The 25,001-nt window shown below is 44.1% G+C and carries 24 protein-coding genes; 11 read left to right on the forward strand and 13 right to left on the reverse strand.

The genetic code is table 11. From position 1 onward, the window contains the following. Nucleotides 1-119: 119 nt before the first annotated feature. The gene (locus tag AAC006_RS08670) at nt 120-566 is read right to left on the reverse strand and encodes an SRPBCC domain-containing protein (RefSeq protein ID WP_129739950.1); all 447 of its coding nucleotides are present in this window, start codon (nt 564-566) and stop codon (nt 120-122) included. A gap of 238 nt (nt 567-804) precedes the next feature. Here AAC006_RS08670 and AAC006_RS08675 point away from each other — a divergent pair, with 238 nt between their 5' ends. Further along, on the forward strand, nt 805-1,767 hold the full coding sequence (locus AAC006_RS08675; RefSeq protein WP_339891113.1) for a D-2-hydroxyacid dehydrogenase: 963 nt from the start codon (nt 805-807) through the stop codon (nt 1,765-1,767). Here AAC006_RS08675 and AAC006_RS08680 read toward each other — a convergent pair. Further along, nucleotides 1,761-2,333 carry a glutathione S-transferase family protein gene (locus AAC006_RS08680; RefSeq protein ID WP_126873112.1) on the reverse strand — a complete coding sequence of 191 codons (573 nt, stop codon included), beginning with the start codon at nt 2,331-2,333 and terminating at the stop codon, nt 1,761-1,763. The genes AAC006_RS08675 and AAC006_RS08680 overlap by 7 nt on opposite strands. A gap of 124 nt (nt 2,334-2,457) precedes the next feature. Further along, the gene (gene erpA, locus AAC006_RS08685) at nt 2,458-2,802 is read right to left on the reverse strand and encodes an iron-sulfur cluster insertion protein ErpA (protein ID WP_126873133.1); all 345 of its coding nucleotides are present in this window, start codon (nt 2,800-2,802) and stop codon (nt 2,458-2,460) included. 211 nt (nt 2,803-3,013) lie between these two features. Here erpA and AAC006_RS08690 point away from each other — a divergent pair, with 211 nt between their 5' ends. Further along, nucleotides 3,014-3,847, forward strand: coding sequence for a PPK2 family polyphosphate kinase (locus tag AAC006_RS08690; protein ID WP_126873111.1), 834 nt, complete (start codon nt 3,014-3,016; stop codon nt 3,845-3,847). Nucleotides 3,848-3,979: 132 nt separating this feature from the next. On the opposite strand, the gene minE is transcribed toward AAC006_RS08690, so the two are convergent. The 4 genes from minE to AAC006_RS08710 form a co-directional block, all read right to left on the reverse strand. Further along, nucleotides 3,980-4,237, reverse strand: coding sequence for a cell division topological specificity factor MinE (gene minE, locus AAC006_RS08695; protein ID WP_126873110.1), 258 nt, complete (start codon nt 4,235-4,237; stop codon nt 3,980-3,982). Continuing rightward, nucleotides 4,237-5,046: a septum site-determining protein MinD gene (gene minD / locus AAC006_RS08700; RefSeq protein ID WP_013782808.1), complete on the reverse strand. Its 810-nt coding sequence runs from the start codon at nt 5,044-5,046 to the stop codon at nt 4,237-4,239. The genes minE and minD overlap by 1 nt, the downstream gene beginning before the upstream one ends. A 29-nt stretch (nt 5,047-5,075) precedes the next feature. Next, nucleotides 5,076-5,828: a septum site-determining protein MinC gene (gene minC, locus AAC006_RS08705; protein WP_339891115.1), complete on the reverse strand. Its 753-nt coding sequence runs from the start codon at nt 5,826-5,828 to the stop codon at nt 5,076-5,078. Nucleotides 5,829-6,125: 297 nt separating this feature from the next. After that, on the reverse strand, nt 6,126-7,517 hold the full coding sequence (locus tag AAC006_RS08710; protein WP_339891117.1) for a class II fumarate hydratase: 1,392 nt from the start codon (nt 7,515-7,517) through the stop codon (nt 6,126-6,128). Between the two features lie 451 nt (nt 7,518-7,968). Between AAC006_RS08710 and AAC006_RS08715 the strand changes: the two genes are divergently transcribed. Beyond that, complete coding sequence (locus tag AAC006_RS08715) at nt 7,969-9,189, forward strand: putative manganese transporter (RefSeq protein WP_339891119.1); 1,221 nt, start codon at nt 7,969-7,971, stop codon at nt 9,187-9,189. 104 nt (nt 9,190-9,293) lie between these two features. Here AAC006_RS08715 and AAC006_RS08720 read toward each other — a convergent pair whose 3' ends face one another. Continuing rightward, complete coding sequence (locus AAC006_RS08720) at nt 9,294-10,019, reverse strand: DUF6776 family protein (RefSeq protein WP_339891120.1); 726 nt, start codon at nt 10,017-10,019, stop codon at nt 9,294-9,296. 116 nt (nt 10,020-10,135) lie between these two features. Here AAC006_RS08720 and AAC006_RS08725 point away from each other — a divergent pair, with 116 nt between their 5' ends. From AAC006_RS08725 to AAC006_RS08735, 3 genes are all read left to right on the forward strand, one after another. Next, nucleotides 10,136-11,812, forward strand: coding sequence for a chloride channel protein (locus AAC006_RS08725; protein ID WP_129739957.1), 1,677 nt, complete (start codon nt 10,136-10,138; stop codon nt 11,810-11,812). A 2-nt stretch (nt 11,813-11,814) separates the two neighbouring features. Further along, entirely contained in the window at nt 11,815-12,243 is a 429-nt protein-coding gene (gene hemJ / locus AAC006_RS08730; RefSeq protein WP_129739958.1) for a protoporphyrinogen oxidase HemJ, read from the forward strand. 68 nt (nt 12,244-12,311) lie between these two features. Further along, nucleotides 12,312-12,509, forward strand: coding sequence for a hypothetical protein (locus tag AAC006_RS08735; protein ID WP_129739959.1), 198 nt, complete (start codon nt 12,312-12,314; stop codon nt 12,507-12,509). On the opposite strand, the gene AAC006_RS08740 is transcribed toward AAC006_RS08735, so the two are convergent. Next, a complete protein-coding gene (locus AAC006_RS08740) occupies nt 12,506-13,189 on the reverse strand; it encodes a UPF0149 family protein (protein ID WP_339891122.1) in 684 nt (227 codons plus the stop codon). The two genes, AAC006_RS08735 and AAC006_RS08740, sit on opposite strands and share 4 nt — an antisense overlap. 203 nt (nt 13,190-13,392) lie before the next feature. On the opposite strand from AAC006_RS08740, the gene AAC006_RS08745 reads away from it, so the two are divergent. After that, nucleotides 13,393-14,604: an Nramp family divalent metal transporter gene (locus AAC006_RS08745; RefSeq protein WP_339891124.1), complete on the forward strand. Its 1,212-nt coding sequence runs from the start codon at nt 13,393-13,395 to the stop codon at nt 14,602-14,604. A 107-nt stretch (nt 14,605-14,711) separates the two neighbouring features. Here AAC006_RS08745 and AAC006_RS08750 read toward each other — a convergent pair whose 3' ends face one another. From AAC006_RS08750 to typA, 3 genes are all read right to left on the reverse strand, one after another. Further along, nucleotides 14,712-15,857: a PatB family C-S lyase gene (locus tag AAC006_RS08750; RefSeq protein WP_129739962.1), complete on the reverse strand. Its 1,146-nt coding sequence runs from the start codon at nt 15,855-15,857 to the stop codon at nt 14,712-14,714. Nucleotides 15,858-15,988: 131 nt separating this feature from the next. After that, nucleotides 15,989-16,381, reverse strand: a complete 393-nt coding sequence (locus tag AAC006_RS08755) for a response regulator (RefSeq protein WP_129739963.1) — start codon at nt 16,379-16,381, stop codon at nt 15,989-15,991. 219 nt (nt 16,382-16,600) lie between these two features. Next, nucleotides 16,601-18,430: a translational GTPase TypA gene (gene typA, locus AAC006_RS08760; protein WP_339891126.1), complete on the reverse strand. Its 1,830-nt coding sequence runs from the start codon at nt 18,428-18,430 to the stop codon at nt 16,601-16,603. Nucleotides 18,431-18,862: 432 nt separating this feature from the next. Between typA and glnA the strand changes: the two genes are divergently transcribed. From glnA to glnG, 4 genes are all read left to right on the forward strand, one after another. Further along, nucleotides 18,863-20,272, forward strand: a complete 1,410-nt coding sequence (gene glnA, locus AAC006_RS08765) for a glutamate--ammonia ligase (RefSeq protein ID WP_013782793.1) — start codon at nt 18,863-18,865, stop codon at nt 20,270-20,272. A 105-nt stretch (nt 20,273-20,377) separates the two neighbouring features. After that, nucleotides 20,378-20,947 (forward strand): hypothetical protein, encoded by a 570-nt coding sequence (locus AAC006_RS08770; protein WP_013782792.1) that lies wholly within the window; start codon nt 20,378-20,380, stop codon nt 20,945-20,947. Between the two features lie 126 nt (nt 20,948-21,073). Beyond that, entirely contained in the window at nt 21,074-22,159 is a 1,086-nt protein-coding gene (gene glnL / locus AAC006_RS08775; RefSeq protein ID WP_338454959.1) for a nitrogen regulation protein NR(II), read from the forward strand. Continuing rightward, the gene (gene glnG, locus AAC006_RS08780; RefSeq protein ID WP_338454960.1) at nt 22,149-23,558 is read left to right on the forward strand and encodes a nitrogen regulation protein NR(I); all 1,410 of its coding nucleotides are present in this window, start codon (nt 22,149-22,151) and stop codon (nt 23,556-23,558) included. The genes glnL and glnG overlap by 11 nt, the downstream gene beginning before the upstream one ends. 115 nt (nt 23,559-23,673) lie before the next feature. Here the strand turns inward: glnG and AAC006_RS08785 are convergent, their stop codons facing one another. Continuing rightward, nucleotides 23,674-24,813, reverse strand: a complete 1,140-nt coding sequence (locus AAC006_RS08785; protein WP_339349029.1) for an HD domain-containing phosphohydrolase — start codon at nt 24,811-24,813, stop codon at nt 23,674-23,676. Nucleotides 24,814-25,001 lie beyond the last annotated feature (188 nt).

Genomic DNA, 25,001 nt, shown 5'->3' on the forward strand with positions numbered 1-25,001 from the left:
AATTTAACTGCAGGCGCAAAAATGTTGCAGTTAGTAAATAGAAAAGCAGTCATTTTATGACTGCTTTTTTTATATCTTTAGCAACACTGCGCTATTAATATTTCGCTAGCATTGCAGCTTTAGTTAAACGCCACTTGTTTATCGGCTAATACCGCAAGCTTTTCTAGGCAAGACATCCATGCATATTGATGTTGATCGCATTCTTGTTGGTTACTGAAACCACTATGAATTAGCGTTAACGCCACTTCCCCTTCGCTTGTTTCTTCAAACGAGATATCTACTGAGCTCATTACCGTTTCTTCTACGCCATCTTCCCACGCCCAAGAGAACACAAGCTTCTCGTTTGCTAAGATAGTCACATATTCGCCCGTTAGCGCTATTTCAACGCCGTTGGGTTCAATCATTTTTATGCGGTATCTTCCGCCTTCCTTAAAGCTACTCATAATCTGCGATACCGTGCAATTACCCGGTGCAAACCATTCAGATAAATATTCAGGTTCATGAAACGCAGCAAACAAAAAGGAGATGGGCGCATGAAGGGATACATTCAGGGTAAATTGAAACATGTTAAGTCGCCTGTAAAAAAACTAGAGCCTTGGTAAGTTTAGGCGCTAGCAGAAAAGGATTCTAGGCTGTTATCGGCTATGTTCGACATTTTCTTTAGTTTGACCGATAGCGTTGCCTTATGTGAATGATTATCTTAGGGTATCCTCACTAGCAGTATCTATTCTGCGTAAACTATTTACGCTATGTATTCGTGTGCTAATTGTAAAGGCCACCAATAAAGATTACTAAGGCTCACTTATGTCAATTCAATCGCCTACACTCAACGTCTCTATTCTCAGCAAAGATGCCAGCGCATTAGCCGAGGAAATAGCAAATGCATGGCCCCAGTCTCATGCTTTGAATATCTGCCAAGCCGTTACCACTTCTGAACAAATTAACCCTGACGAGGTTGAGGTATTACTTGCCGATCCTAATTTGGCGGCTGAGGTTATCGACCAGTGCACTGGCTTGAAGTGGTGCCAATCAACGTGGGCTGGTAATGCTCCCCTGCTTAATTTGGACAAAAGCGATTATATACTCACTGGCGTGAAAGGCGTGTTTGGAAAGCTAATGCGCGAATATGTGTTTGCCTATCTCTTGCAATACGCACGCAATATTCCCGCGTTCGCGCATAACCAGAATCATCAGCCCCCAATCTGGGAAGAAAGCCCTCGAGCGCCCCTTACGGGTAAAACCCTTGGTATTTTAGGCGCTGGCTCAATAGCTCAAGCACTTATTCCTGTGGCAAAAAGTTTTGAAATGAAGGTCATAGGCTTATCGAGAAGTGGTCAAGCGGTAGATGGTTTCGATGATGTCTATGCAGCAACTGATCTACTCAAGTTTGCCCAAGAGGCCGACCATGTGGTGAACCTGATGCCAGATACGCCCGCCACTACAGGTGTATTAAACCAGGCTTTCTTTGGCGCACTAAAACTTCATAGCATGTTTATCAATGCAGGACGTGGAAGTGCCATTATAGAAGACGCGCTTTTAAACGCGCTGGATAACGGCACACTACAAGCAGCAGTCCTTGACGTATTTACACAAGAACCACTGCCAGAGGAGCACCCATTTTGGACACACCCCAAAGTGGTGGTTACTGCTCATACTGCCGCAGTATCATCACCTGAAGATGTTGCTAGCGTATTTGTGGCTAATGCAAAACGTTACATAGCGAATGAGGCGCTCCATTATCAATTTGATTTCAACAAAGGCTACTGACGTGGGTCGGTAGCGGTTAGCTCTATACGGTCGCGATGTTTTTCGTGGAATTCCAGCAACAAAGGATAGTCTTTAAAGCTGTGCAATTCTCTGAATAGCACCCAATCTACCATTGAGTACAGACATATTTCAGGGTACGTCCAGCCGCTAAATCCACCCGCTTCCAACTGCTTAGACAGTGTCGAAAAAACTGATTCTATACGTTCTTTTTGCAAACGAATGATGAGCTTGTCTTGATTGATATCAATATCAGAACGCTTTAGTAGCATCAGCTGCACGAATGAATCATTAGCAGCATCTATCAGAGTGAGTAGGTTTTCTTCCTCCCAAGACAGGGAGTCATGGTCGAATTTACTCGCCAAATAGCTATAAATTACTCTGGAATCGAAAATTAGCTGCCCGTCGTCTTCTAGGCAAGGCACTTTTAAAGTGGGGTTTCGCGATGCAAGTAGCTCTCTGTCTTCCCCAGAGAATATTTGTAAATCGAGGAATTCATGGGGCGTGTTAGAAAGTACTACGCGAATTCTACGTACAAATGGAGATGTTACCGAACCATACAGTTTCATAGCTTCAACCTGAGTGAGTTTACTTACACACTCAGTTTAGCCATAAAATCAACGAGGAGAAAAGTACAAGATCATAAACGCGAGACAAGCATACACCATGATGCGATGTATGCCCGATAATCATTTACACGCTGAAGCTAGCGCCGCATCCACAGGTAGTGGTTGCATTTGGGTTTTGCACTAAAAAGCGTGAACCTTCTAAACCTTCAACATAGTCAACAACGCCGCCCACTAAGTATTGCAAACTCATAGGGTCTACCACTAAGGTAACGTCGTCTTTATCAATTGTCATATCGCCGTCGTTCACCTTCTCATCAAAAGTGAAACCATACTGAAAGCCAGAACAACCGCCTCCAGTAACATAAACCCGCAGTTTTAATTCAGGATTTTCTTCTTCCGTGATGAGCGCTTTTACTTTTGTCGCCGCTGCATCAGAAAACTCAATTGGCAACGCCATTTCTACAGACATACTCACCTCTTCATTAACCATGTGCACCTGCACGCCTTCACGTACACGTATCGATAACCCAATTATCTAATACTTGAGTAATGCTATCAACTATTGGGGTGAAACTAACTGAAACAATAGCTAGCGACATTTCATTTAGCATAAATATGAATGGCAAAATGGACACTCAAGCCCGTAAGGCATACTCTAAAAAGAAACCGACGGGATTAACATGGCGCATTCAGTATCTTCTATTTCCCTTCAAAATCGTAAGCTTAGACTGCCAGAAGGCGCACAAGCTCCTGCTATTGATGAACGAGAACATTACAAACAAGCACTGAAAAGCTGGCAAAAAAAATTACTGCATGTTCAACAGGCCTACTATCACCAAGGCAGGCGTGCAATCATTGTGTTTGAAGGATGGGACGCCGCAGGAAAAGGCGGCGCTATTAGAAGGATAACCGAAAAACTCGACCCTCGCGGGTTTCGCGTTCACTCCTTTGCCAAACCCACACCTGAGGAACAAGGTCGCCACTACCTCTATCGGTTTCAAACCCGGCTACCTGTACCGGGAAGAATAGCCATTTTCGACCGCTCTTACTATGGCCGTGTGATGGTAGAACGCATTGAAGGTTTTACACCTAAACCCGCATGGGAAAGAGCGTATCAAGAAATTAATGAGTTTGAACGACTCTTAATTGATGACGGCGTAACAATTATAAAACTCTTTATGCATATTTCAGCAGCCGAGCAATTAGCGCGCTTTGAAGAACGCTTAAATAACCCTTACAAACGCTGGAAGCTAACCGAAGAAGATATACGAAATCGTGGCCGACGGGACGATTACATTAATGCCATAGAAGAGATGTTTGATAAAACCGATACTGAAATGGCACCTTGGCATGTGATACAGGCCGAGCATAAATGGTTTGCACGTATTAGCGTGCTAAAAACGATTGTAGAGGCACTGAGTGAAGGCGTGATTGTAGAACCACCACCAATCGACCCTACCGTGGTGTATTTAGCAAAGCAGCAACTTGGTATTACCTTAGAGAAAAGCGAATAAACAATAGCAATTTACCCATGCCTTGTTGCTAAGACATGGGCAATACTATTTTAGAGTAAGTCGTGGCATGGGCGGCTTTGATACGATGTAAATCGTCTATTCTTGGCCTTCGCCCTAGCTTTAGCTTTAGCTTTAGCTTTCAGGCAAAGTCACGTTTAGCTCTAGTACGCTGCAATCGTCACTGCTTTCCAACTGTACCGACACTTGGTCGTCTGCAATACTCACATATTTACGTATTACCTGAATAATTTCTTGCTGCATCATGGGCAGATAATCAGGCTCAGTACGTTTACGTCTTTCGTGGGCTACAATAATTTGTAACCGCTCTTTGGCCATGGCCGCAGTGCGCGGCTTTTCCTTTTTCTTGAGTAGGTAATCGAAAATACTCATTACTTGCCTCCTAGCAGGCGCTTAAAGAACCCTTTCTTCTCTGCTTCTAGAAATCTATGTTCAATGGTTTCGCCTAATAAGCGGCGAACGGCGTCTGAATATGCCTGACCAGCATTGGCTTCTAAGTCTAGAATAACCGGCTGACCTTGGTTAGAAGCCTTAAGTACCGCTTCCGATTCAGGAATAACACCCAATAATGGTATCGCTAATATTTCTTCAACATCAGCAACACTAAGCATTTCTGCACTTTCCACTCGCTGAGGATTGTAGCGGGTAAGCAATAAATGCTCTTTTACCGGCTTGCCTTGTTCAGCGCGCAAAGACTTACTTTGCAAAATACCTAAAATACGATCTGAATCACGTACCGAAGAGACTTCAGGGTTAGTCACAACGATAGCTTCATCGGCAAAATACAATGCCATTTGAGCGCCTTGTTCTATACCTGCTGGTGAATCACAGATAATAAAATCGAAATCTTCTTTCAACTCGTTAAGAACGGCTTGAACCCCATCGATGGTAAGCGCGTCTTTATCACGTGTTTGTGATGCTGGCAGAATAAACAAGTTGTCGGTACGCTTATCTTTAATTAGCGCTTGTTTCAGCGTGGCTTCTTTATTTATCACGTTAACGAAGTCGTAAACCACACGGCGTTCACAGCCCATGATTAAATCGAGGTTACGTAAGCCCACATCAAAATCGATGACTACTGTTTTATGACCCGCTAAGGCTAAACCTGTACTGATAGCCGCACTTGAAGTCGTTTTACCAACCCCACCTTTACCCGATGTTACTACGATAATCTTTGCCATTTTTAATTCCTTGTAGAATACGTTAACACTTAGGCGATAGGCTCAATGTGTAACGTGTCCTCTTCTAAATAGATTTGTGCGGGCTGTTTCCAGCATGATGCTTTTACGGTTTCATGCATAATGAATTGCCCAGCAATTGAGATAAGTTCTGCATCTAACGACTGACAAAAAACGCGGGCATGCACGTTACCTTTTACGCCCGCCAGAGCTCGGCCTCTAAGTGTGCCGTAAACATGAATATTTCCATCTGCTAGTACTTCTGCCCCTTCGCTCACCGCTGCGGTAATCACCAAATCACCACCTTCGGCATAGACTTGCTGCCCAGAGCGTACTGGGCGGCTAATGACTTTTACTGGTTTAGTGGCTGCTGGTGTGGGTACTGGCGAAGATACTGGTGTGGATGCTGCTGGCTCATTCGCGGCCTGCTCTTTAGACGTGGTACTTTCTGATTTTGTTGTTTTCAACGAGCTTTCGGTGAATTTACTTTGGCTAACATCCGCTAACCCCAAATCGTTGATGATACTTCTAAGTGGCCCAACTTCACCGCGAACCGCCATAGGCTGAAGCTTAAAGCGTCGACATAACGCAACAAGCAACTCGAATTCGGTGGCAGTGAGTGATTTGACTAAATGCAATATTAGCGATGAACGAGTGAAAAACTGGGGTGCACTATTTACCTTTTCAGCAAGCTGAGATTCAAAGGCATCTGGCTCAAAATCGATCACTTCTAACACGATACTGGTTAGTGTAGTGCCCTTCATGCGAAAGCATGTATCTGTCATTAATTATTCCTGAGTAATTTTTATTGCTCAACTGCCCAACCATGAGGGCTTAAAGCGAGTATGCACTCTATCAAATTCCGCTTCATCGGCAATAGGCAAGCGCTTAACAAGCGCACAACTGCTCACAAAACAACCACAATCTAACATTCCTTTGCACTAGGCATCTAGTATCGACCTAAAATTGCTTTGAAAATCCGTAAAAAAAGCGTGGGGCTCCACGCTTTGCATACCAATATTTTGTCCATAGAGCCTTTCAACCAGGGAATTAAAGCTCGGTTAACCGCCCTACTAAATGCTTTAGCGCTGAATTTCAGTCAGTTTTTTAGGGTCTAATAACGATTCCAGCTCAGACCTTGGCAAGTCGGTCATCGCTTCTGCAACATCGATAACGGGCATTTTATCTTTGTAAGCTTTTTTCGCTATTTCTGCGGCTTTCGCATAACCAATGATAGGGTTAAGCGCAGTCACTAAAATAGGGTTTTTCGCCAATGCTTTCTCAAGGTTCTCTTGGTTAACCGTAAACCCTTTAATGGCCTGCTCGCCCAAAAGCACACAGCTATTCGACATTAACTTGATGCTCGACAGCAAATTATCGGCAATCATAGGCAACATAACGTTAAGCTCGAAATTGCCCGACTGCCCGCCCACCGTTATGGCTGCATCGTTTCCTATCACCTGTGCAGATGCCATCGCTACCGCTTCGGGTATTACGGGGTTCACTTTGCCGGGCATAATAGATGACCCTGGTTGCAATGCCGGCAGCGATACTTCACCTAAACCAGCAAGGGGCCCTGAGTTCATCCAACGTAAGTCATTTGAAATTTTCATTAAGGTAACGGCGAGGGATTTTATCGCGCCTGATAAAGTTACCGCCGTATCTTGCGAGCTAATTAATGCAAAGCAGTTATCAGCGGGGGTAAATGTTATACCTGTAAGGTCAGATAGAGTGCTCGCAAAAGTGGCGGCAAAATCAGGGTGTGCGTTTACTCCTGTGCCAACTGCCGTTCCACCCTGCGCTAACGTTTGAATGGCGGGTTGAAGCGATTTTATTGTCTTACGTTGCTGACTAAGCTGCGCAGACCAAGCACGCAAACTTTGATCCATCCTAACCGGCATAGCATCCATTAAGTGTGTGCGGCCGGTTTTGCAATAATCAGACACTGAGCTCGCTTTGGTATCAATGATATCGATTAGCTTCGTAATGGCCGGGATAAGCGATTCTGTCAGCTCAATGGCGGCACTTGCATGAATGGTAGTGGGGATAACATCGTTTGAGCTTTGTCCGTTGTTAACATGATCGTTAGGGTGAACCGCTTCCCCTTCACGTTTACCCTGTTGCTGATTCGCCAAGTTAGCGATGACCTCATTGGCATTCATATTGGTGCTAGTGCCTGAGCCTGTTTGAAATACATCTACTGGGAAGTGCTGCTGTAACTCGGGCTCATCAAGCAAGGTGTCACAGGCCTGCTGTATAGCGTCGGCAGTTCCAGCATCAAGGGTTTCGAGTTTTTTGTTCGCAAGTGCAGCGGCTTTTTTAATTGTCACTAGGGTGCGAAGAAAAGTAAGCGGCATTCGTTCACCACTTAATGGAAAGTTATTAATTGCGCGTTGTGTCTGTGCGCCATATAACGCGTCGCTAGGAACTTCGAGCTCGCCCATGCTGTCACTTTCTGTTCGGGTATTTGTCATTACTGTCCCCTTAATCTGATGAAATAAACGTTACTCTACTCTTGCCTACTTCACCCTGCACGGTTTGGATCCTTATTTATCTCTTTCAACAACAGTGCTTCTGTCAACGCGTTTATCAACGCTTCCGTCAAAGCTCCTATTAACGTAGGACCCAACAAACCTGAGTCACAAATGCTATCGGTAGGTATTGACAGTACGTATTAACAGGACATCTTGACAGAATGCCAGTTAATGATAATAATTACCATTATCATTTAATGCGATTGTAGCATGATCTGATCACGTAACAGTTCGTAGGAATTAGTACTGTTTGTTTAAAAAGCACACGACATGTGCTTTTGCTAAAACCTGTTATTTTCACTGTAACGTGTGGGGCTGGAGCTTTAGTACTGGGCCTTTTATCACTAAGCCTTGTAAGACGACCACCTGTTGCTATCACCTGGAATCGAGAGTGTCTTCTTTAACTTCAACTGAAAAAGTCAGTAGATACAGCATTAGGCAGAAAACACTAATGTTAAACAAGCGCCTGTTCTTACCGGCGTTTATCGTCGTGCTGCTTGTTTACTCATTCACGCGTGAAGCGACCATCGCGGTTCTATCCGATGCCTATTTTCAAGTAGCGGCATTTGTTTATGCATCACTGTCAGTTTATTACCTTGCCACTTTGAAAGTATCCGCTGAAGCCATTGGCGACTTTATGCGCAAGCATCCGCTCTATGAAGTAGGCTTAGCATCTTTTCTTGGTGCGCTTCCCGGCTGTGGAGGCGCGATTATTGTAGTCACTCAATATACCCGAGGTGTTACTAGTTTTGGTGCTGTGGTTGCTGTATTGACAAGTACCATGGGTGACGCCGCGTTCTTGCTATTGGCTCAGGCGCCGTTTGACGGCTTAACCGTAATGGGTGTTGGCATGGTAGTGGGTACCCTTACCGGCGTTATTGTAAACCGTTTCCACAATTACCAACCGCCTTCCTCGACTACTACACTTGGCAGTGCTGACGACAATACCGATGATAGAGTTGATGATAGTGAGCCATCCGCTACCACTGTCTCCTCTTCCATTGATAAGCTTTCTACTTACTTTTGGCTGGTTGTCGCATTACCATCACTTGCTATCGCCCTAGGCTTGTCGTTCCAATCGCCCGTTCATGAATATCTGGGGGTAACAGAACCTACATTGCAACTTATTGGTGCCGTATTATGCCTGTCGGCAATTACACTGTGGTCGTTAAACGGCGGCAGTGCAGGTTATGCTTCGCTAACTAAAGAAGATGCTATTACGCCTCCGCCACGCTGGCAGAGTAAAGCCGCGCTAGATACCCAATTTGTATTAGCTTGGGTTGTCGTTGCTTTCTTATTATTTGAATTAGCGATACTGTGGTTTGGACTCGATATAGGTGCCACCTTAACCTCTATGGGCGCAAGCGTTGTAGGCTTGGCAATTTTGGTGGGGTTTATACCTGGGTGTGGTCCACAAATATTAGTGACCAGTCTGTATTTGAATGGTGCAGTGCCTTTTTCTGCTCAACTTGGTAATGCTATTAGTAACGATGGTGATGCCTTGTTTCCCGCCATAGCCCTATCACCTAAAGCGGCCATTCTAGCCACTGTCTACTCTGCTATTCCTGCCATAACGGTGGGCTATGGGTATTATTTTCTATTCGAAAGATAGCGATATCAGTGAGGCTAGTAGCTTTGAAACACTAACGGTTCCCACTTGAGAATGAGCTTCTTCGCTCGGCACTATGGGTTTGCATTGTACTTATCGTCGAAGCGCTACTGCGTATCTTCTAATGTATTGCCACTGTTTAATGCGTCTTCCCACGTTACCGTTTTAGCTAAGTCTCCACGCCGAGAATTATACTGATATACGGTGGTAGTAAGGGTAATTGATGTCGGTTGAAAACCATCGGGTAGCGTAAAGCTTGTATTAATGGCTTGAAAATACTTAAACCTGTATTCAATGTCTTGCGGAATAAAACCAGGTTCACCAATCGTTACCGTATATTCCTTCCCATCCCGCTCACCTGATAAGGTGACAGCGAGTTTGCCCTTAACTACTGCTTTGTTTTGTCGCTGCTGTAGTACTACAAAACGCATTTGAAACTGATTAGGTTCTGGCAGTAAGGCAACCTCTACCCCTTCAATGATAAAACCATCTTGGGTGGTTTCAGGTGCCATAATTCGTTGGTAAAAAGCGAGTTGCTGCTGAAGCTCAGCCTGTTCGGCTTGAACGTTATTAAGTTGCTCGGCAATCGATTTTTTTTCCAATTCTGTTAACTGTAATGCGACTTCCAATTGGTTAACCTGAGTCACATATTGGTTATTTTCACTGACTAATAACGCAATGGTTTTGTCTTGAGCAGCTACCTTCAGGCTATCACCCTCATCCGCTATTCGCGCTAGCTTGTAGCCAAACGCTATCATAATGAGTAGCAAAGCAGCGACAAGCAATGACCACTTATAATCACCGAGGAGTTGTTTCAATTTATCAGTTGTCATGAATAGTTATGGTTCTTAATTTTCTCGAGCCAGATACATTAAAATTCTTAACATTATGAATTTCAAGTGTTTGTGGTAAGCTGCTTATATCTACGATTTCTCTACTGTATCACAACATGCGTTTGCAGGCTTTACGACAAGAAGTGGCTCACCCGAGGACGTCTATACAACTTTGCCTCTTGGGTATTGTGGGCGGCGTAAGTGCTGCATCGCTGATCATCATGTTCCGCCTTTGTGTAGAGTGGCTTCAAGCATCAGGTTTCGGTGCACTTCGAGAGTGGTTCAATGATGAGTGGCCCGTTTGGTTTCTCATGCCCTTACTTAGCGTGCTGTGTATTTTGCTTATTGCCTATATTACTGGTTTTAAGCACTATCGAATGGGTATTCCCTTTGTTATCCACCGCGTAAAATATTACTACGGCCATATTCCCTTTCGCACCACTATTAATCAGTTTTTCGGCGGTATGTTGGCGTTAGCCGGCGGCTTCGTGGTAGGCCGCGAAGGCCCCTGTGTTCACCTAGGTGCATCGGCCAGTAGCTTCTTAGGCCAATGGCTACGACTTCCCTACAACAGCATTCGTATTTTGGCGGGTTGTGGTATTGCTGCGGGCATATCCGCGTCATTTAATACCCCGTTTGCCGCGGTTATCTTCGTTATGGAAGTGGTACTGCGGGAATATAAAATTCATATATTTGTACCCGTTATGCTTGCCGCTGCGTGTGGCTCGGTGTTAACCCGTATCGTATTTGGGCAAGTAAACGAACTGTCGTTTTTGTCTTTTACCGCATTTAGTCAGTGGATGTACCTATACCTTGTTTTACTTGGCGTTTTACTCGGTATGCTGGCTACATTATTTAACAACCAACTTATGCGGGTAATGACCTGGTTTAGACCTGTCCCTATGGTATGGCGACTTATGCTGGCGGCGTTAATAACAGGTACAGTGGGTATGTTGTTGCCCGAGGCATTAGGGGCCAACTTTATTGATGTCGAAACGCTGTTTGCCAGCAACCCAGAAACCCTTTTACTGTGTGCTATTTTAGTGAGTAAAGTCGTTCTGGCTGTATTTGCTATTGGGCTAGGTATTCCCGGCGGAATTATTGGGCCTGTAATGGTTATCGGCATGCTTGCTGGTGCGGTACTGTTGGTGCCCTTGTCGTACTTTATCGACGTGCCTGAATTTACTAACAGCTTTGCCCTATTAGGTATTGCTGGCATGCTAACTGCCGTGCTTCACGCCCCCTTAGCTGCCTTGTCGGCGGTAATGGAGTTATCGTACAGCCCTGAAATTATTTTGCCCGCCATGTTGGTCATCGTGCCTGCTTATGTGACATCAACACAATTTTTCGGCAATCGGTCGATTTTTATTCGCCAATTAGATTATCAAAACCTACCCTATGCCATTTCTTCCATACGCGAAGCGCTCGAAAAAACGGGTGTACTGGCAGCATTAAGCAAAGATTATAAACTTTTTCATGACGCGCCAGATAAGGCATTGGAAGACTATTTATCGAAAAACCCAACAAAGATCGTAATTCAACAATCAAAATTTGAAATAGATGTGCAGTATCGTCTGGTCCAATATAATGTGAGCTTAGAACACGATGCGAATGCGCTCAGTTATCACGAGATGGAAGGCTTGAATGCTCAAAGCACGCTTCATGAAGTATACGAGCATCTTAAAAATACGCGTTCTGGCGCGGTCTATATTTACGATCAGGAACTCAACGACATCATTGGCGTTATTACCTGGAATATTTTGCAAAGCTTTTTACAAAAGGCACAGTATTAACAATGTACATTTTATGGTTTAAAGCACTTCATATTTTTTTCATGCTTGCGTGGATGGCCGGAATTTTTTATCTTCCTCGGTTGTTTGTTTACCATGCTGAAGCTACATCGCAAGAAGTGAAAGATCAGTTTAAAGTGATGGAGAGAAGGCTGTGGTTTTTTGTCACCCCTTTCGCTTTTTTAACCTTAGCGTTTGGTGTTGCACTTATTGTGAGCTATGGAAGTACGTGGTTTAAAATGTCAGGTTGGCTGCACATTAAATTCATGCTTTTGCTTGCGCTTTACAGCTATCACTTCTATTTGTTTAAGCTAGTAAAACAATTCTCCCGTGATGAAAATCGTCACAGTGCCAAATTTTACCGCATTATTAATGAAGCTCCGGTACTGCTTATATTGGCTATTGTTTGTTTAGCAGTAGTAAAACCGCTATAAATTCAACAGGCCGTGTTACCACGTACTGATGTTATGGAATAACCGTTAAATAACCTAAAGGAAACTACATGGATGATAGTAACCAGCACTTAAAAGATTTGTTGTCGCAAACTGATTTAGCGTTTAAAGCGCTGATGCGCCAACCTAACTCTAGTGAGTTAACTAATGCTTACGACAACGCTAAAGCAGAGTTAGACGCTTACATGAAGTCATTGCGTAATACGCTTTCTCAGCGCAAACACCTGCAGCGCCAGAAAGCTCGTTAAGAAGTTTTCGTAAAGGTTTCAAATTGGTTAGGTAATGCTGCGCTCAGTTCGCCAGCCAGATCAATATAATCTTGAATCATTGCTGGGAGTTGTTTCCACAATAAGGGTAAGTTGTCTTTAAGCTGTTGCGCCTGGCTACGGTTACGATACTGTAAAGCCAGCTCAACATTCGCTAGGGTAGTAAATAACTTTAAGCAACGAGACAGCCGTTTCTCTGGGGTATCTGAGTTATTGATATCTTCACGCATTGCATCTTTTGCACTTAACTTTTCCCAGGCTTGTTGCCAGACATCCTCAAGTTGCTGGTGCACATAAAGTAATCCTTCAAGCCATTGAGCTAATTCTGCGGGTATTGCAGAAGCGGGTTCAACACTAGCATCCCCCTCTGAATACACGCAGCGTGATGGCATTAAGGGCTTCTCGTCGGTCATACACTGCAGGTGAGCCCTTAAGTTATTCATCAGCACATCCGCTAGTGCATCTACATCTTTGTCTACCAGTGCACTTGAAGAGCTCTGTATCAACCATGGCATCCACTGCTCTGGCATGGGTATTTCTGGTGATGCTGCAACAGCGAATATCATACCGTCGGCTTTGTAGGCGCTAGGTAATACATGCGTTAACTTGCCCTTTTCAAACACAGGCAAAAGAATATCGATGGGACGCGCCGTTTCTGACATTAAAAATTCCTACTAGCGGTTGAAATGACCTATTTATAACCTGTACCCTTCGCGCCCATTTTTATGTTGGGTTAAAACCTGTTTTAACCATTATATTCAAAGCACAACAACATAGTGAGCGAGTAGCAATAGAATTAGTTTGCGTGGTTGCGCAATACCTAACCTGTTGTCATGATAGCAAAACTAAACTAAGAGTGACTGCAATGGCAAAAGATAAATCAGGATATATTATCGCGGCTGCCTTTATTGGCCCAGGTACAGTAACAACAGCAAGTCTAGCAGGCGCTAACTTCGGTTTTCATTTGGTATGGGCATTACTGTTTTCAATTTTTGCCACCATCGTATTACAAGATATGGCTGCTCGCTTAGGGGTCGCAACGGGCAAAGGCTTGGCATCAGCCATGAAAGACATGGTGTCTACACCCTGGCTGAAAATGCTTTTCATTGCGTTAATTGTTAGCGCAATTGGCATTGGAAACGCTGCTTATGAATCAGGCAATCTTACCGGCGCCGCTATAGGTCTGGATGCTTTTTGGGAAATTGGCACAGGCACCTGGGCGCTTATTCTTGGGGTACTTGCCATTGCGCTACTTTGGACTGGCAGCTATTCATGGATAGAAAACGTACTGGTGTATCTCGTGTTTATTATGGCTGGCGTGTTTTTCATTACCCTTATTGTCGCTAAACCCGATATATCATTAATGTTTAGCCAGCTACTGCAGCCGCATTTAGCCGCCGATTCTATTACCACCATACTTGCGTTGATAGGCACCACTATTGTGCCTTACAACTTATTCCTTCATGCGAGTCTTGTGGCGAAGTCATCGCCAAGCACGGACAATATAAATTCTGATAAAAGCGATGCGATTAAAGCGTGCAGAAAACAATCGGCAACGGCCATTAGTATGGGTGGCTTAATTACTCTTGTGGTGATGGCCACGGCCATGATGGCCTTTTTCAACCAAGCTGCCACCATGGACGCCGGAAACATGGGTGAGCAGTTAAAGCCTGTCTTAGGTGACAAAGCTCAATGGTTTTTTGCATTAGGCTTGTTTGCGGCAGGGCTAACCAGTGCCATCACCGCACCGCTTGCTGCTGCATATGCGGTTTGTGGAGCGCTTGGACTGTCTGACGACATGAAAAGCAAAGGATTTCGGGCGGTGTGGCTGACAATAATTGTATGCGGCGTTGCCGTTGCTGCACTCGGTTTTAAACCCCTACCCGCTATCTTATTTGCTCAAGCTACCAACGGCTTATTACTGCCTATTATCGCTATCTTTTTATTAGTAGTGATGAATAAAAGCAAGGCACTTGGTAAATTCAAAAACACCCTATGGAGCAATCTTGCAGGCGTTATAGTGGTATCTGTTGTGGTAGGGTTGGGTCTTTATAAATTGACTAGCCTATTCGTCTAATTCGCTAATTTCAGCCACAAAAAAGCCCGTGAACGTGAAGCAAACGGGCTTTTTATAGGCTAGCGCTTAATTAATGGTTAGCGCGTAGTGCGTGGCTAACTTGACCGCTACTTGGCTAAACGTTGTAGCACATCATTGAGCATCGACTGACTACAACCGAAATTAATTCTGAAATGATCAGCTTTATGAAAATCTGCGCCAGGTGAAGGGCCTACGCCTTTTTCTTCTGCCCATGTTTGTACGTTTTCTACGCCTAAACCGCTCGCGTCTACCCATGCTAAAAAGGTAGCATCAGGTTTCAACATTGATAACCCATCGATACCGTTTATCGTTTCATACACGGCATCACGGTTAGCGCGCAAGTAATCAATTTGAGCGCTGTGCCATTCGTCACACAAAGTAAACGCGGCTTCGGTAGCGGCTAATCCCAACACGGTAACCCAAGGCATGATGCCCGCGGCCGCGCTGGTAAATTGCTGCCGGAGTTTGGGGTCTGGAATAATCGCAAAAGAGGTACCTAAACCCGCAACGTTAAAGGTTTTGCTAGCAGCCATTAGGGTAACGCTGTTGTTGGCTAAGTTAGCCTCACGACCAGCAGGAATATGCTTCACTCCAGGCTCTAAAATTAAATCACAATGGATTTCATCAGAACATAAACGCACATTATTGGCGTTACAAATATCAGCAACCCTATCTAGCTCTGCTTTGGTTAATACTGAGCCAACTGGGTTCATCGGATTACAAAGAATGAATAACTTACATTTGGGGTCGGCGGCATTGGCTTCTAGTGCTTCGAAATCCAACGTATAACGCTTCCCTTCCGATTCAGGGTCAATCACAGTGCCAATATCGACGCGCTCTAATTCATTTAATTTAGGCGCCGCGAGCAATGGTGGGTAATTAGGCGTTTGAATAAGCACCTTATCGCCTGGCTCACAATAAGCTTTACAGGCTACGTTGAACGCAGGCACTACGCCGGGCGTCCATACAATCCATTCTGACTTTACATCCCAGTCATGCTTGTCTTTCAACCAGCGCTGAATTGCATTAATAGCGCCTTGATGCTGACTAGGTAGTACATAACCTAAATTGCCGTGCTCAACTTGTGCTGAAATTGCATCTAAAATAGGCTGTGCGCAACGAAATTCAGTATCGGCAACCCAAGCAGGAATAATGTCCTTACCTTTGTATTTTTGCCATTTAAACGAATAGGTATCTTTACGAGGTGGGGTTTGGTCAAAATTAATCGTCACACGTACATCCTGTTGCCATTACATTATAGGCACCAGTGTAATAATTCGTGAGCATATAAACTAGCGCTGCTTAGACCATTTAGGACTTTTTTATTTGTTTGCTAATACATTTGCTGGCGAGTAGTTCGCTATTAGCTAACGCGAGTTTTCGTTTTTGCTTGCACAACAGATTTCGCCTTTGCGGCCAAGGCGTCCATTTCCAAAGGTTTTGCCAAAAACCCTGACACGCCTAACTTGCGCGCTTCCATAACGAGTTCTTTATTAGGATCGCCAGTAATAAGTAAAAAGGGAACGGATAAATTCGCAGAGCGGCATGCTTTCAACAGACTTAACCCATCGAATTCTTTCATGACTTGGTCGCTGATAATAAGCTGCAGTGTATCTGGCGTTTGTTGGAGTAAGAATTCACGGGCAATTTTACTTCGGCTAAACGGGTAAACCGTCGCCGATAAACGGGTTTCTAATGCATCGGTAATAAGATCGAGCGTAATAACATCGTCTTCAATAACTGCTACAGAGAACACGGGCTTTGCCTTTTTAATTTCATTAACTTGATAATAGAGGCCAAATTGGATGTTGCCAACTCATCTTTCGTCGACATTTTGGCAAAAAGTTTTCGCAAAAAGTTTTCACAAAAAGTTTTCACAAAATACTTCAGCAAAAAAAACGCCAGCTTGAAAGCTGGCGTTTTTGAATCATCTTAAAGCATTTGAAAACTAATTAAGTTGTCAAAGCAGAGTTGATTACTTTTTCTCGCGTGAAGAACGCTTACGTTCGTTTTCAGTAAGTAACTTCTTACGAATACGAATAGATACTGGCGTAACTTCAACTAGTTCGTCTTCATCGATGAACTCAAGCGCTTGCTCAAGAGACATCTTGATAGGCGGAACCAAAGTTTGCGCTTCATCAGTACCAGATGCACGAACGTTGGTTAACTGCTTACCTTTAAGGGCATTAACAGTTAGGTCGTTATCGCGGCTGTGAATACCGATAACCATACCTTCGTAAACTTCTACACCGTGACCGATAAACAAACGACCACGCTCTTGAAGGTTAAACAAGGCGTTAGTTAGGGCTTTACCGTTAGCGTTAGCAATAAGAACACCGTTCTTACGCTTACCAATGATACCGCCTTTGTACGGGCCGTAGTGATCAAACGTATGATAAAGCAAACCAGAACCAGACGTCATCGTCATGAATTCAGTTTGGAAACCAATCAATCCACGGCTAGGAATAACAAAGTCGATACGTACACGGCCTTTACCATCTGGAGACATGTTGGTCATTTCAGCTTTACGCAGACCAAGTTGTTCCATGATAGAGCCCTGATGCGCTTCTTCACAGTCTACCGTTAGTGTTTCAAACGGTTCTTGTGTTTGGCCATCTTCTTCTTTAAGAATAACTTCTGGACGTGATACCGCTAGCTCATAGCCTTCACGACGCATGTTTTCAATAAGGATACCCAAGTGAAGTTCACCACGACCTGATACGCGGAATTTATCCGGATCTGGTGTTTCTTCAACACGAAGTGCAACGTTATGTACTAGTTCGTCGTTCAAACGCTCTAGGATGTTACGTGAAGTAACATACTTACCTTCTTTACCAGAAAACGGTGACGTGTTTACTTGGAAAGTCATGGTCACTGTTGGTTCATCAACAGATAACGGCGTCATCGCTTCTACTTGGTTAACATCACAAATAGTGTCAGAGATTTTAAGCGAACCTAAACCTGTGATTGCAATGATATCGCCAGCACTTGCACCTTCAACTTCATGACGTGCTAGACCAAGGTAACCATATACTAAGCCAACTTTACCGTTACGCTTCTCACCTTCAGCGGTAACAACAGTTACTTGTTGGTTTGGTTTAACAGTACCGCGCTTAATACGACCAACACCGATTACACCAACATATGAGTTGTAATCAAGTTGAGAAATCTGCATTTGGAATGCACCAGAAGCATCTGCGTCTGGAGGAGATACTTGGTCAACAATCGTTTGGAACAACGCGTTCATGTCTTCAGCTGGTTCGTCGGCATCTAGTGAAGCCCAACCATTCAGTGCAGAAGCATATACAACTTGGAAGTCTAGTTGATCGTCAGTTGCACCAAGGTTGTCGAACAAATCAAATACTTGATCCATAACCCAATCAGGACGTGCGCCTGGCTTATCAATTTTGTTGATAACAACAATTGGCTTTAAGCCTTGAGCAAATGCTTTTTGTGTTACGAAACGCGTTTGAGGCATTGGACCTTCTTGCGCGTCTACTAGAAGCAACACTGAATCGGCCATTGACATTACACGCTCTACTTCACCACCGAAATCGGCGTGTCCTGGAGTATCTACGATGTTGATACGGTAGTCGTTCCAGTTTATAGCAGTGTTTTTCGCTAAGATTGTGATGCCGCGTTCTTTCTCGATGTCATTCGAGTCCATCACGCGCTCTTCTTGCTCACCGCGAGTTTCAAGAGTGCCTGACTGTTGTAACAGTTTATCAACCAAAGTTGTTTTACCGTGGTCAACGTGAGCAATAATAGCAATGTTACGTAATTTATTAATATCAGTGGTATTCATCTAGGGAGCCTGTGTAAATCATTACATGATGTTAAGCATGCATTAGATTTGTTGCAAAAAATGCAGATAGTAAATTTTGCGCGGATTGTACAGAAAAACCACGGCGTTTGCGCACCTTTTTTTAAAAGGGGGGCATGTTTTTCACTATTATAGTCTTTGATTAACGAATTTATTACTTTTGAACCCTGTTTTCGGTGGTAAGTGACGACGAGTTACTCTAGGCTAGCTAACGGCTACTTAAGTTTAATTTGCACCAAAATATAGCGATTAAGCACCATTTATGTGCAACGCCATTAATCATTCAGTTATCCTCTTGCTGCTAAGCCAGCAAAATTGGAACCACGATAGATGGCATGAAAATCGCTTTTAGTTTTTCCACTGTTGGGATGAAGCTGATCATTCCGCATTTTTACATTAAACCTGGAGGACACGATGTCAGTAGAAAAGGCATTAGAGCTGATTAAAGAAAGTGAAGCGAAATTTGTTGATTTGCGTTTTACTGATACTAAGGGCAAGGAACAACACGTATCGATTCCTGCTGCTACGGTAGACGAAGAGACATTTGAAGAAGGTAAAATGTTCGATGGTTCTTCAATTGCAGGCTGGAAAGGCATTAATGAATCAGACATGGTACTTATGCCTGATCCTACGAGTGCGGTAGTTGACCCATTCGCAGAAGAGACTCAAGTTAATATTCGTTGTGACATCCTAGAGCCTTCTACAATGGAAGGTTACGAGCGTGATCCACGTTCAGTTGCGCGCCGTGCAGAAGAATACCTAAAATCTACCGGCATCGGCGACACAGTATTCTTCGGTCCAGAGCCAGAATTCTTCCTTTTTGACGATGTTAAATTCCACACAGACATGGCTGGCTCTTTCTACAAGATTGATGCTGCTGAAGCAAAATGGAACTCAGGCGCTGATTTTGAAGGCGGAAACATGGGTCACCGTCCTGGTGTTAAAGGCGGTTACTTCCCAGTTCCTCCAGTAGATTCAGCGCACGACATTCGTGCAGCAATGTGCTTAGTAATGGAAGAAATGGGCTTAGTTATTGAAGCGCATCACCATGAAGTGGCTACTGCTGGTCAAAACGAAATCGCTTGCGAATTCAACACACTAGTAACGAAAGCAGATGAAATCCAAGTTTATAAGTATGTAGTACATAATGTAGCTCACGCTTATGGCCAAACTGCTACGTTCATGCCTAAGCCTCTTGTAGGTGATAACGGTTCTGGTATGCACTGTCACCAATCAATCGCTAAAGATGGCGTAAACATCTTTGCGGGTGATAAGTATGCTGGTCTGTCTGAAGAAGCGCTTTTCTACATTGGCGGTATTATTAAACACGCTCGTGCAATCAACGCTTTTGCAAACGCATCAACCAACTCTTACAAGCGTTTGGTTCCAGGATTTGAAGCACCGGTAATGCTTGCATACTCTGCACGTAACCGTTCTGCATCTATCCGTATTCCATACGTAACTAGCGATAAAGCGCGTCGTATCGAAGTACGTTTCCCTGACCCAACAGCTAACCCATACCTTGCTTTCTCAGCAATGCTTATGGCTGGCCTTGACGGTATTAAGAACAAGATCCATCCTGGCGATTCTATGGATAAAGACTTGTACGACTTACCACCAGAAGAAGCGGCAGAAATTCCAACCGTTGCTAGCTCGCTAGAAATGGCACTAGAAGCATTGGATAACGACCGTGAGTTCCTTAAAGCGGGTGGCGTTATGACTGACGACATGATTGATGCATACATCGATCTTAAGTCTGAAGAAGTAACTACGCTTGCCATGACAACTCACCCAGTTGAGTTCGACATGTACTACAGCGTTTAATTAACGCTTAAGTGCTTATTTATACAAAAGCCCGCTTATGCGGGCTTTTTTTTATGCCAAAGCTTTTCTACTATATAAGTAAGAAACTATGAGTGGGTCTTCCTATTGACTATTTATCCCTACATTGCGTTGCTTACGGTGATGGTGTTACTCCCCAGTGAAAGCCATGGGCAAAGCACATCAAACGACCCTGATGAGTCTACTACCTCAAGCTCTCCTGTTTATAAAGTGAAGCAAGCCGATGGCACTATCCTTTATACCGATAACCCTTCACCAAAAAGCGACCCTGTTGAGTTTGAAGCGAAAACACAGAATGTAGTGTCTAGCCCCTCAACACCGAAACCCGTTTTCGCTCAAACAACTAAATCCAAGGAGGTTGCCTATAAGGTGGTTATAGCCTCTCCTGCCCCTGAGGCTACTCTTCGAAACAACGCCGGAAACTTCACCATACGAGCGAACCAGCCGACTTCAGTGAAGGCGCCCCGCTATCAGTTAATTTTTGATGGCGCCCTATTGCAGAGCAATACAACAGGCGTATTTACCTTAAATGGTATAAATCGGGGCGAACATCAGTATAAGGTTGAGCTAACAGATAATAAGGGCAAGACTCTTGCATCCTCTGCACTACAAACGCTGTTTCTACATCAAGCATCAGCGTTAATAAATAGCAACTAACGTTCGAAAGTAGCGCAAAGCCCGCACCATAGCGGGGAACAGAAAAAAAGTAACACCAATTCTGTGCCTACAATTTTTACCGATACGTTACAATGCACCCATATAGTGCAGAGGAGATAAGCTCGGATGCAATCTACCGAGTTAGACACGCAACAATTTTTGAACAGCCTGAATACTGCGCTTGTGATGGTAGACAATAGATTAAATATTGTTTACGCCAACCACGCAGGAGAAGCCCTGTTTGAAACTGGCAGAAAGCAACTATGCGGTCATCGACTTGATGACTTTTTCCTGCCTGGAAATATCGACACCACTCGTTTACGCGCAGCACTAAGGCACGGAGAAGACTTTACCGAAAACGAAATTCGCCTTTGTTTTAGAGATAATCGCAATGTCATGGTTGATTTAACCGTAACGAACTTGCAGTTAGAAGAAGGGGCTAGGCTACTATTTGAAGTAAAAAAAATAGATCAGCAAAAGCGAATATCCCGTGAAAATTTACAAAACGCACAACATTATGCAGCTCGCGAACTTGTCCGTGGGTTAGCTCATGAAATTAAAAACCCATTAGGGGGCATTCGCGGGGCGGCGCAATTACTTGAAAAAGAATTGAGCGAAGAGCATAAAGAATTTACTCAGATGATCATTGAGCAATCTGATCGACTTAGAAATCTAGTCGACCGTTTGCTTGGACCAAATTCACTGCCTCGGTTTAATTGGAGCAATGTGCATCAAGCATTGGAGCAAGTGCGAAGCCTGATGCGAGTTGACTCAGAAACCCCTATCACCATCATTCGGGATTACGACCCTAGTATTCCACCTCTGATGATTGACGCTGATATGATTCAGCAAGCTGTTTTAAATATTGTCAGAAATAGTATTCAGGCGTTAACCGAAAGTGAAACGCCTGACCCTCAAATTCGCTTGGTAACGCGTATTGAGCGACAGATGACTATTCAGGGAAACCGCCATGCCCTAATCGCTAAAATAAAAGTGATAGACAATGGCCCAGGCATTCCCTCAGAAATAAAAGACACGCTTTTTTACCCCATGGTGAGCAGTAAGCAAAATGGTTCCGGCTTAGGGTTATCGATATCGCAAACATTGATAAACCATCACGGCGGAAAAATAGATGTAGAAAGCCACCCTGGGCACACTGAATTCGTAATTTATATTCCGATAGACCGCAAGGAGACAGGCAATGAAGAATGAGTCAGTATGGATTGTCGATGACGATAGTTCTATTCGTTGGGTGCTTCAAAAGGCCTTACAAACAGCAAGCATTGGATGCTTGTGTTTTGAAAACCCGCAAGATTTACTCCTTCAATTACAAAGCGGTCAAGCGCCAGAAGTGATTATCTCTGATATTAAAATGCCGCAGATGGACGGCATGACATTGCTTAATGAAGTTCATGCTACGCACCCCATGATGCCGGTAATCATCATGACAGCACATTCCGATTTAGACAGCGCGGTAAACGCCTATCAAAAAGGGGCATTTGAATATCTACCTAAACCCTTTGATATCGATGAAGCGGTCACGCTGACTCAACGTGCGTTAGCCCATGCAAGAGAGCAGTCGAAAACGCAGCAAGCCCCTCAAGACGATCCGGAAACCGAAATTATCGGAGAAGCACCCGCGATGCAGGAAGTTTTCCGTGCAATCGGCCGATTATCTCGTTCTTCAATTAGTGTATTAATTAATGGCCAGTCAGGTACTGGTAAAGAGCTGGTTGCCCACGCCTTACATCGCCATAGCCCGCGCTCTAGTAAACCTTTTATCGCACTTAATATGGCCGCTATTCCAGCCGACTTGGTAGAGTCTGAGTTATTTGGCCATGAAAAAGGCGCGTTTACAGGTGCCCAAAATGCGCGCCAAGGGCGCTTTGAACAAGCTGACGGCGGCACCCTTTTTCTTGATGAAATAGGTGACATGCCTTTAGATGTGCAAACTCGACTTCTTCGGGTTTTAGCCGATGGACAATTTTACCGTGTGGGCGGCCATCAATCTGTGGCAGTAGACGTACGAATTATTGCTGCCACCCACCAAAACTTAGAAAAGCGTGTGGCTGACGGAAAGTTTCGTGAGGATTTATTTCACCGGTTAAATGTTATTCGTGTGCATCTACCGTCTTTATCTGAACGCCGTGAAGATATTCATTTATTAGCCCGTCACTTCTTACGCCGAGCAGCGAAAGAGTTAGATGTAGAAGCAAAAAGTTTAAGCAAAGATGCTGAAAAGTTAATGGCTCAGCTTCCTTGGCCAGGTAACGTAAGACAACTCGAAAACGTATGCCGTTGGTTAACCGTGATGGCTAGCGGACAAGAAGTGTTACCGAGTGACTTACCGCCTGAAATCCACTCAGACAACAGCATCGAAAAGCCCGCCGCCGAAGCGGGAGATTGGCCAGACTTACTCGCCCGTTGGACCGACAAACAACTTCGCGATGGCAGATACAATATTCTTAATGACGCCATGCTTACGTTTGAAAAAATTATGTTGGAACGTGCCCTTCAGCATACTCATGGCCATAAGCAAGATGCCGCTAAGCGTTTAGGTTGGGGCCGTAATACCCTTACTCGTAAACTAAAAGAGCTAGGTATTACGTAGTTTGCGCTAGCTTGTAAGGCCTGCTAATACACAAAAGCCCGCTTTATTCATTGTGAAATAGCGGGCTTTTCTATGCTTGTTGAAAACAAGAAATAGGTTCGTTACTAATCGGAGGCTAGCCGCCTTTTTTCAACAAACTTGTCATCGCCTGGTTGAACAACCTTACCCACTGCATGCTAAATTGCCCTTTAGCACTGCGGTTAATTTCAATAACTGCCTCTTTCTTAGATAGTTGTTTTTCATCATTGTGGGCACGAGAATGTGTCATCGCATCATAAGTATCAACAATGGCAAGTAACTTGGCCCCATCACAAATATCATCTTCTTTAAGGCCTAATGGGTAACCGGTGCCATCAGTACGCTCATGGTGCTGCATCACTATTTTACGGGCCAAATCCCATTGGTCTAAGTGTTCAAGCAAGCGGGAGCTTTTATACACATGGGAACGCATTAAGTTGAATTCTATATCGGTTAACGCCTCGCTTTTATGCAAAAGCTTTAGTGGCATAAATGCCATACCGAAATCATGTACATAACTGGCTACGGCTAGCTGAGATTCATCAATAGGTTTGCCTGCGGTACTATTAATATACAACGCTAACTTAGCAACCCTATCCCCTCTGCCTACCCAAAATTTCGAGCGCTTCTCGATGGTTTGCATAAGATCACGAAAGAAAAGAACATCCAATTTCTTTTCATTACTCATGTCTTTGGGTATACCCGACGTTGCCAGCGTAGGCGGTTTTATTTGAATATTTTCAGGGTTACTGTCGTCGGTTATTACGTCTAAGGCGGGGTTGAGTAATAATACAGCCTCGGTAAGACGTTTCTCATGTTCATCGCCATTATCCGGTGTAATTCGGCTTATCGCCATGACCAACTGTTGGTGCAAGGTATCGTCATATTCGGCTTTTCCTTCAGCCATAACAGCTTCTACAAATGCCTTAACCCTATCCATGGTAAGTAACACCAAGTCACTCATGTTGCTGGTATACGACACCTGTCCTTTACGTAAGTAATCGAGTAAGTCTTCTACATGCTGAAGCAAGGGGATCATGGGTGAGAAATTCACTAACCCAAGGTCGCCTTTAATAGTATGAATTGATCGGAACAACGCACGTTGCAGTTCATTGTCTTCTGGACGAAGCTCTAATTCTATTAATGTCTGCTCACTCGATTCGTAAAGCTCATTAATTTCTTCCATTAAGTCACAAAGAATATCTTCTTCGAGGTCGTCAGGTACAAATGTCTGCATTATGGATACCGGGTTGGTGAGGATAAGGTTTCACTTTCTCTTATTGTAAGATGCTATCGACCAAGTTACCTCATACTAAAGTTAAGTATTTTAGATTAACTTGCCTAATTTGAACGTATTTCTTGCGATACCATGGCAACAGAACCGCTAAAGCATCTATAATAACTCATCGGACAAGTGTACGCTGA

The sequence above is a fragment of the uncultured Alteromonas sp. genome (genome assembly GCF_963976965.1).
Lineage (GTDB): Bacteria > Pseudomonadota > Gammaproteobacteria > Enterobacterales > Alteromonadaceae > Alteromonas > Alteromonas naphthalenivorans.

Bases quoted from the DNA above. Each gene is read 5' to 3' on its own strand.
- AAC006_RS08670 (WP_129739950.1), bottom strand. From the start codon at position 566: ATGTTTCAATTTACCCTGAATGTATCCCTTCATGCGCCCATCTCCTTT.
- AAC006_RS08675 (WP_339891113.1), top strand. From the start codon at position 805: ATGTCAATTCAATCGCCTACACTCAACGTCTCTATTCTCAGCAAAGAT.
- AAC006_RS08680 (WP_126873112.1), bottom strand. From the start codon at position 2,333: ATGAAACTGTATGGTTCGGTAACATCTCCATTTGTACGTAGAATTCGC.
- erpA (WP_126873133.1), bottom strand. From the start codon at position 2,802: ATGTCTGTAGAAATGGCGTTGCCAATTGAGTTTTCTGATGCAGCGGCG.
- AAC006_RS08690 (WP_126873111.1), top strand. From the start codon at position 3,014: ATGGCGCATTCAGTATCTTCTATTTCCCTTCAAAATCGTAAGCTTAGA.
- minE (WP_126873110.1), bottom strand. From the start codon at position 4,237: ATGAGTATTTTCGATTACCTACTCAAGAAAAAGGAAAAGCCGCGCACT.
- minD (WP_013782808.1), bottom strand. From the start codon at position 5,046: ATGGCAAAGATTATCGTAGTAACATCGGGTAAAGGTGGGGTTGGTAAA.
- minC (WP_339891115.1), bottom strand. From the start codon at position 5,828: ATGACAGATACATGCTTTCGCATGAAGGGCACTACACTAACCAGTATC.
- AAC006_RS08710 (WP_339891117.1), bottom strand. From the start codon at position 7,517: ATGACAAATACCCGAACAGAAAGTGACAGCATGGGCGAGCTCGAAGTT.
- AAC006_RS08720 (WP_339891120.1), bottom strand. From the start codon at position 10,019: ATGACAACTGATAAATTGAAACAACTCCTCGGTGATTATAAGTGGTCA.
- AAC006_RS08725 (WP_129739957.1), top strand. From the start codon at position 10,136: ATGCGTTTGCAGGCTTTACGACAAGAAGTGGCTCACCCGAGGACGTCT.
- hemJ (WP_129739958.1), top strand. From the start codon at position 11,815: ATGTACATTTTATGGTTTAAAGCACTTCATATTTTTTTCATGCTTGCG.
- AAC006_RS08735 (WP_129739959.1), top strand. From the start codon at position 12,312: ATGGATGATAGTAACCAGCACTTAAAAGATTTGTTGTCGCAAACTGAT.
- AAC006_RS08740 (WP_339891122.1), bottom strand. From the start codon at position 13,189: ATGTCAGAAACGGCGCGTCCCATCGATATTCTTTTGCCTGTGTTTGAA.
- AAC006_RS08745 (WP_339891124.1), top strand. From the start codon at position 13,393: ATGGCAAAAGATAAATCAGGATATATTATCGCGGCTGCCTTTATTGGC.
- typA (WP_339891126.1), bottom strand. From the start codon at position 18,430: ATGAATACCACTGATATTAATAAATTACGTAACATTGCTATTATTGCT.
- glnA (WP_013782793.1), top strand. From the start codon at position 18,863: ATGTCAGTAGAAAAGGCATTAGAGCTGATTAAAGAAAGTGAAGCGAAA.
- glnL (WP_338454959.1), top strand. From the start codon at position 21,074: ATGCAATCTACCGAGTTAGACACGCAACAATTTTTGAACAGCCTGAAT.
- glnG (WP_338454960.1), top strand. From the start codon at position 22,149: ATGAAGAATGAGTCAGTATGGATTGTCGATGACGATAGTTCTATTCGT.
- AAC006_RS08785 (WP_339349029.1), bottom strand. From the start codon at position 24,813: ATGCAGACATTTGTACCTGACGACCTCGAAGAAGATATTCTTTGTGAC.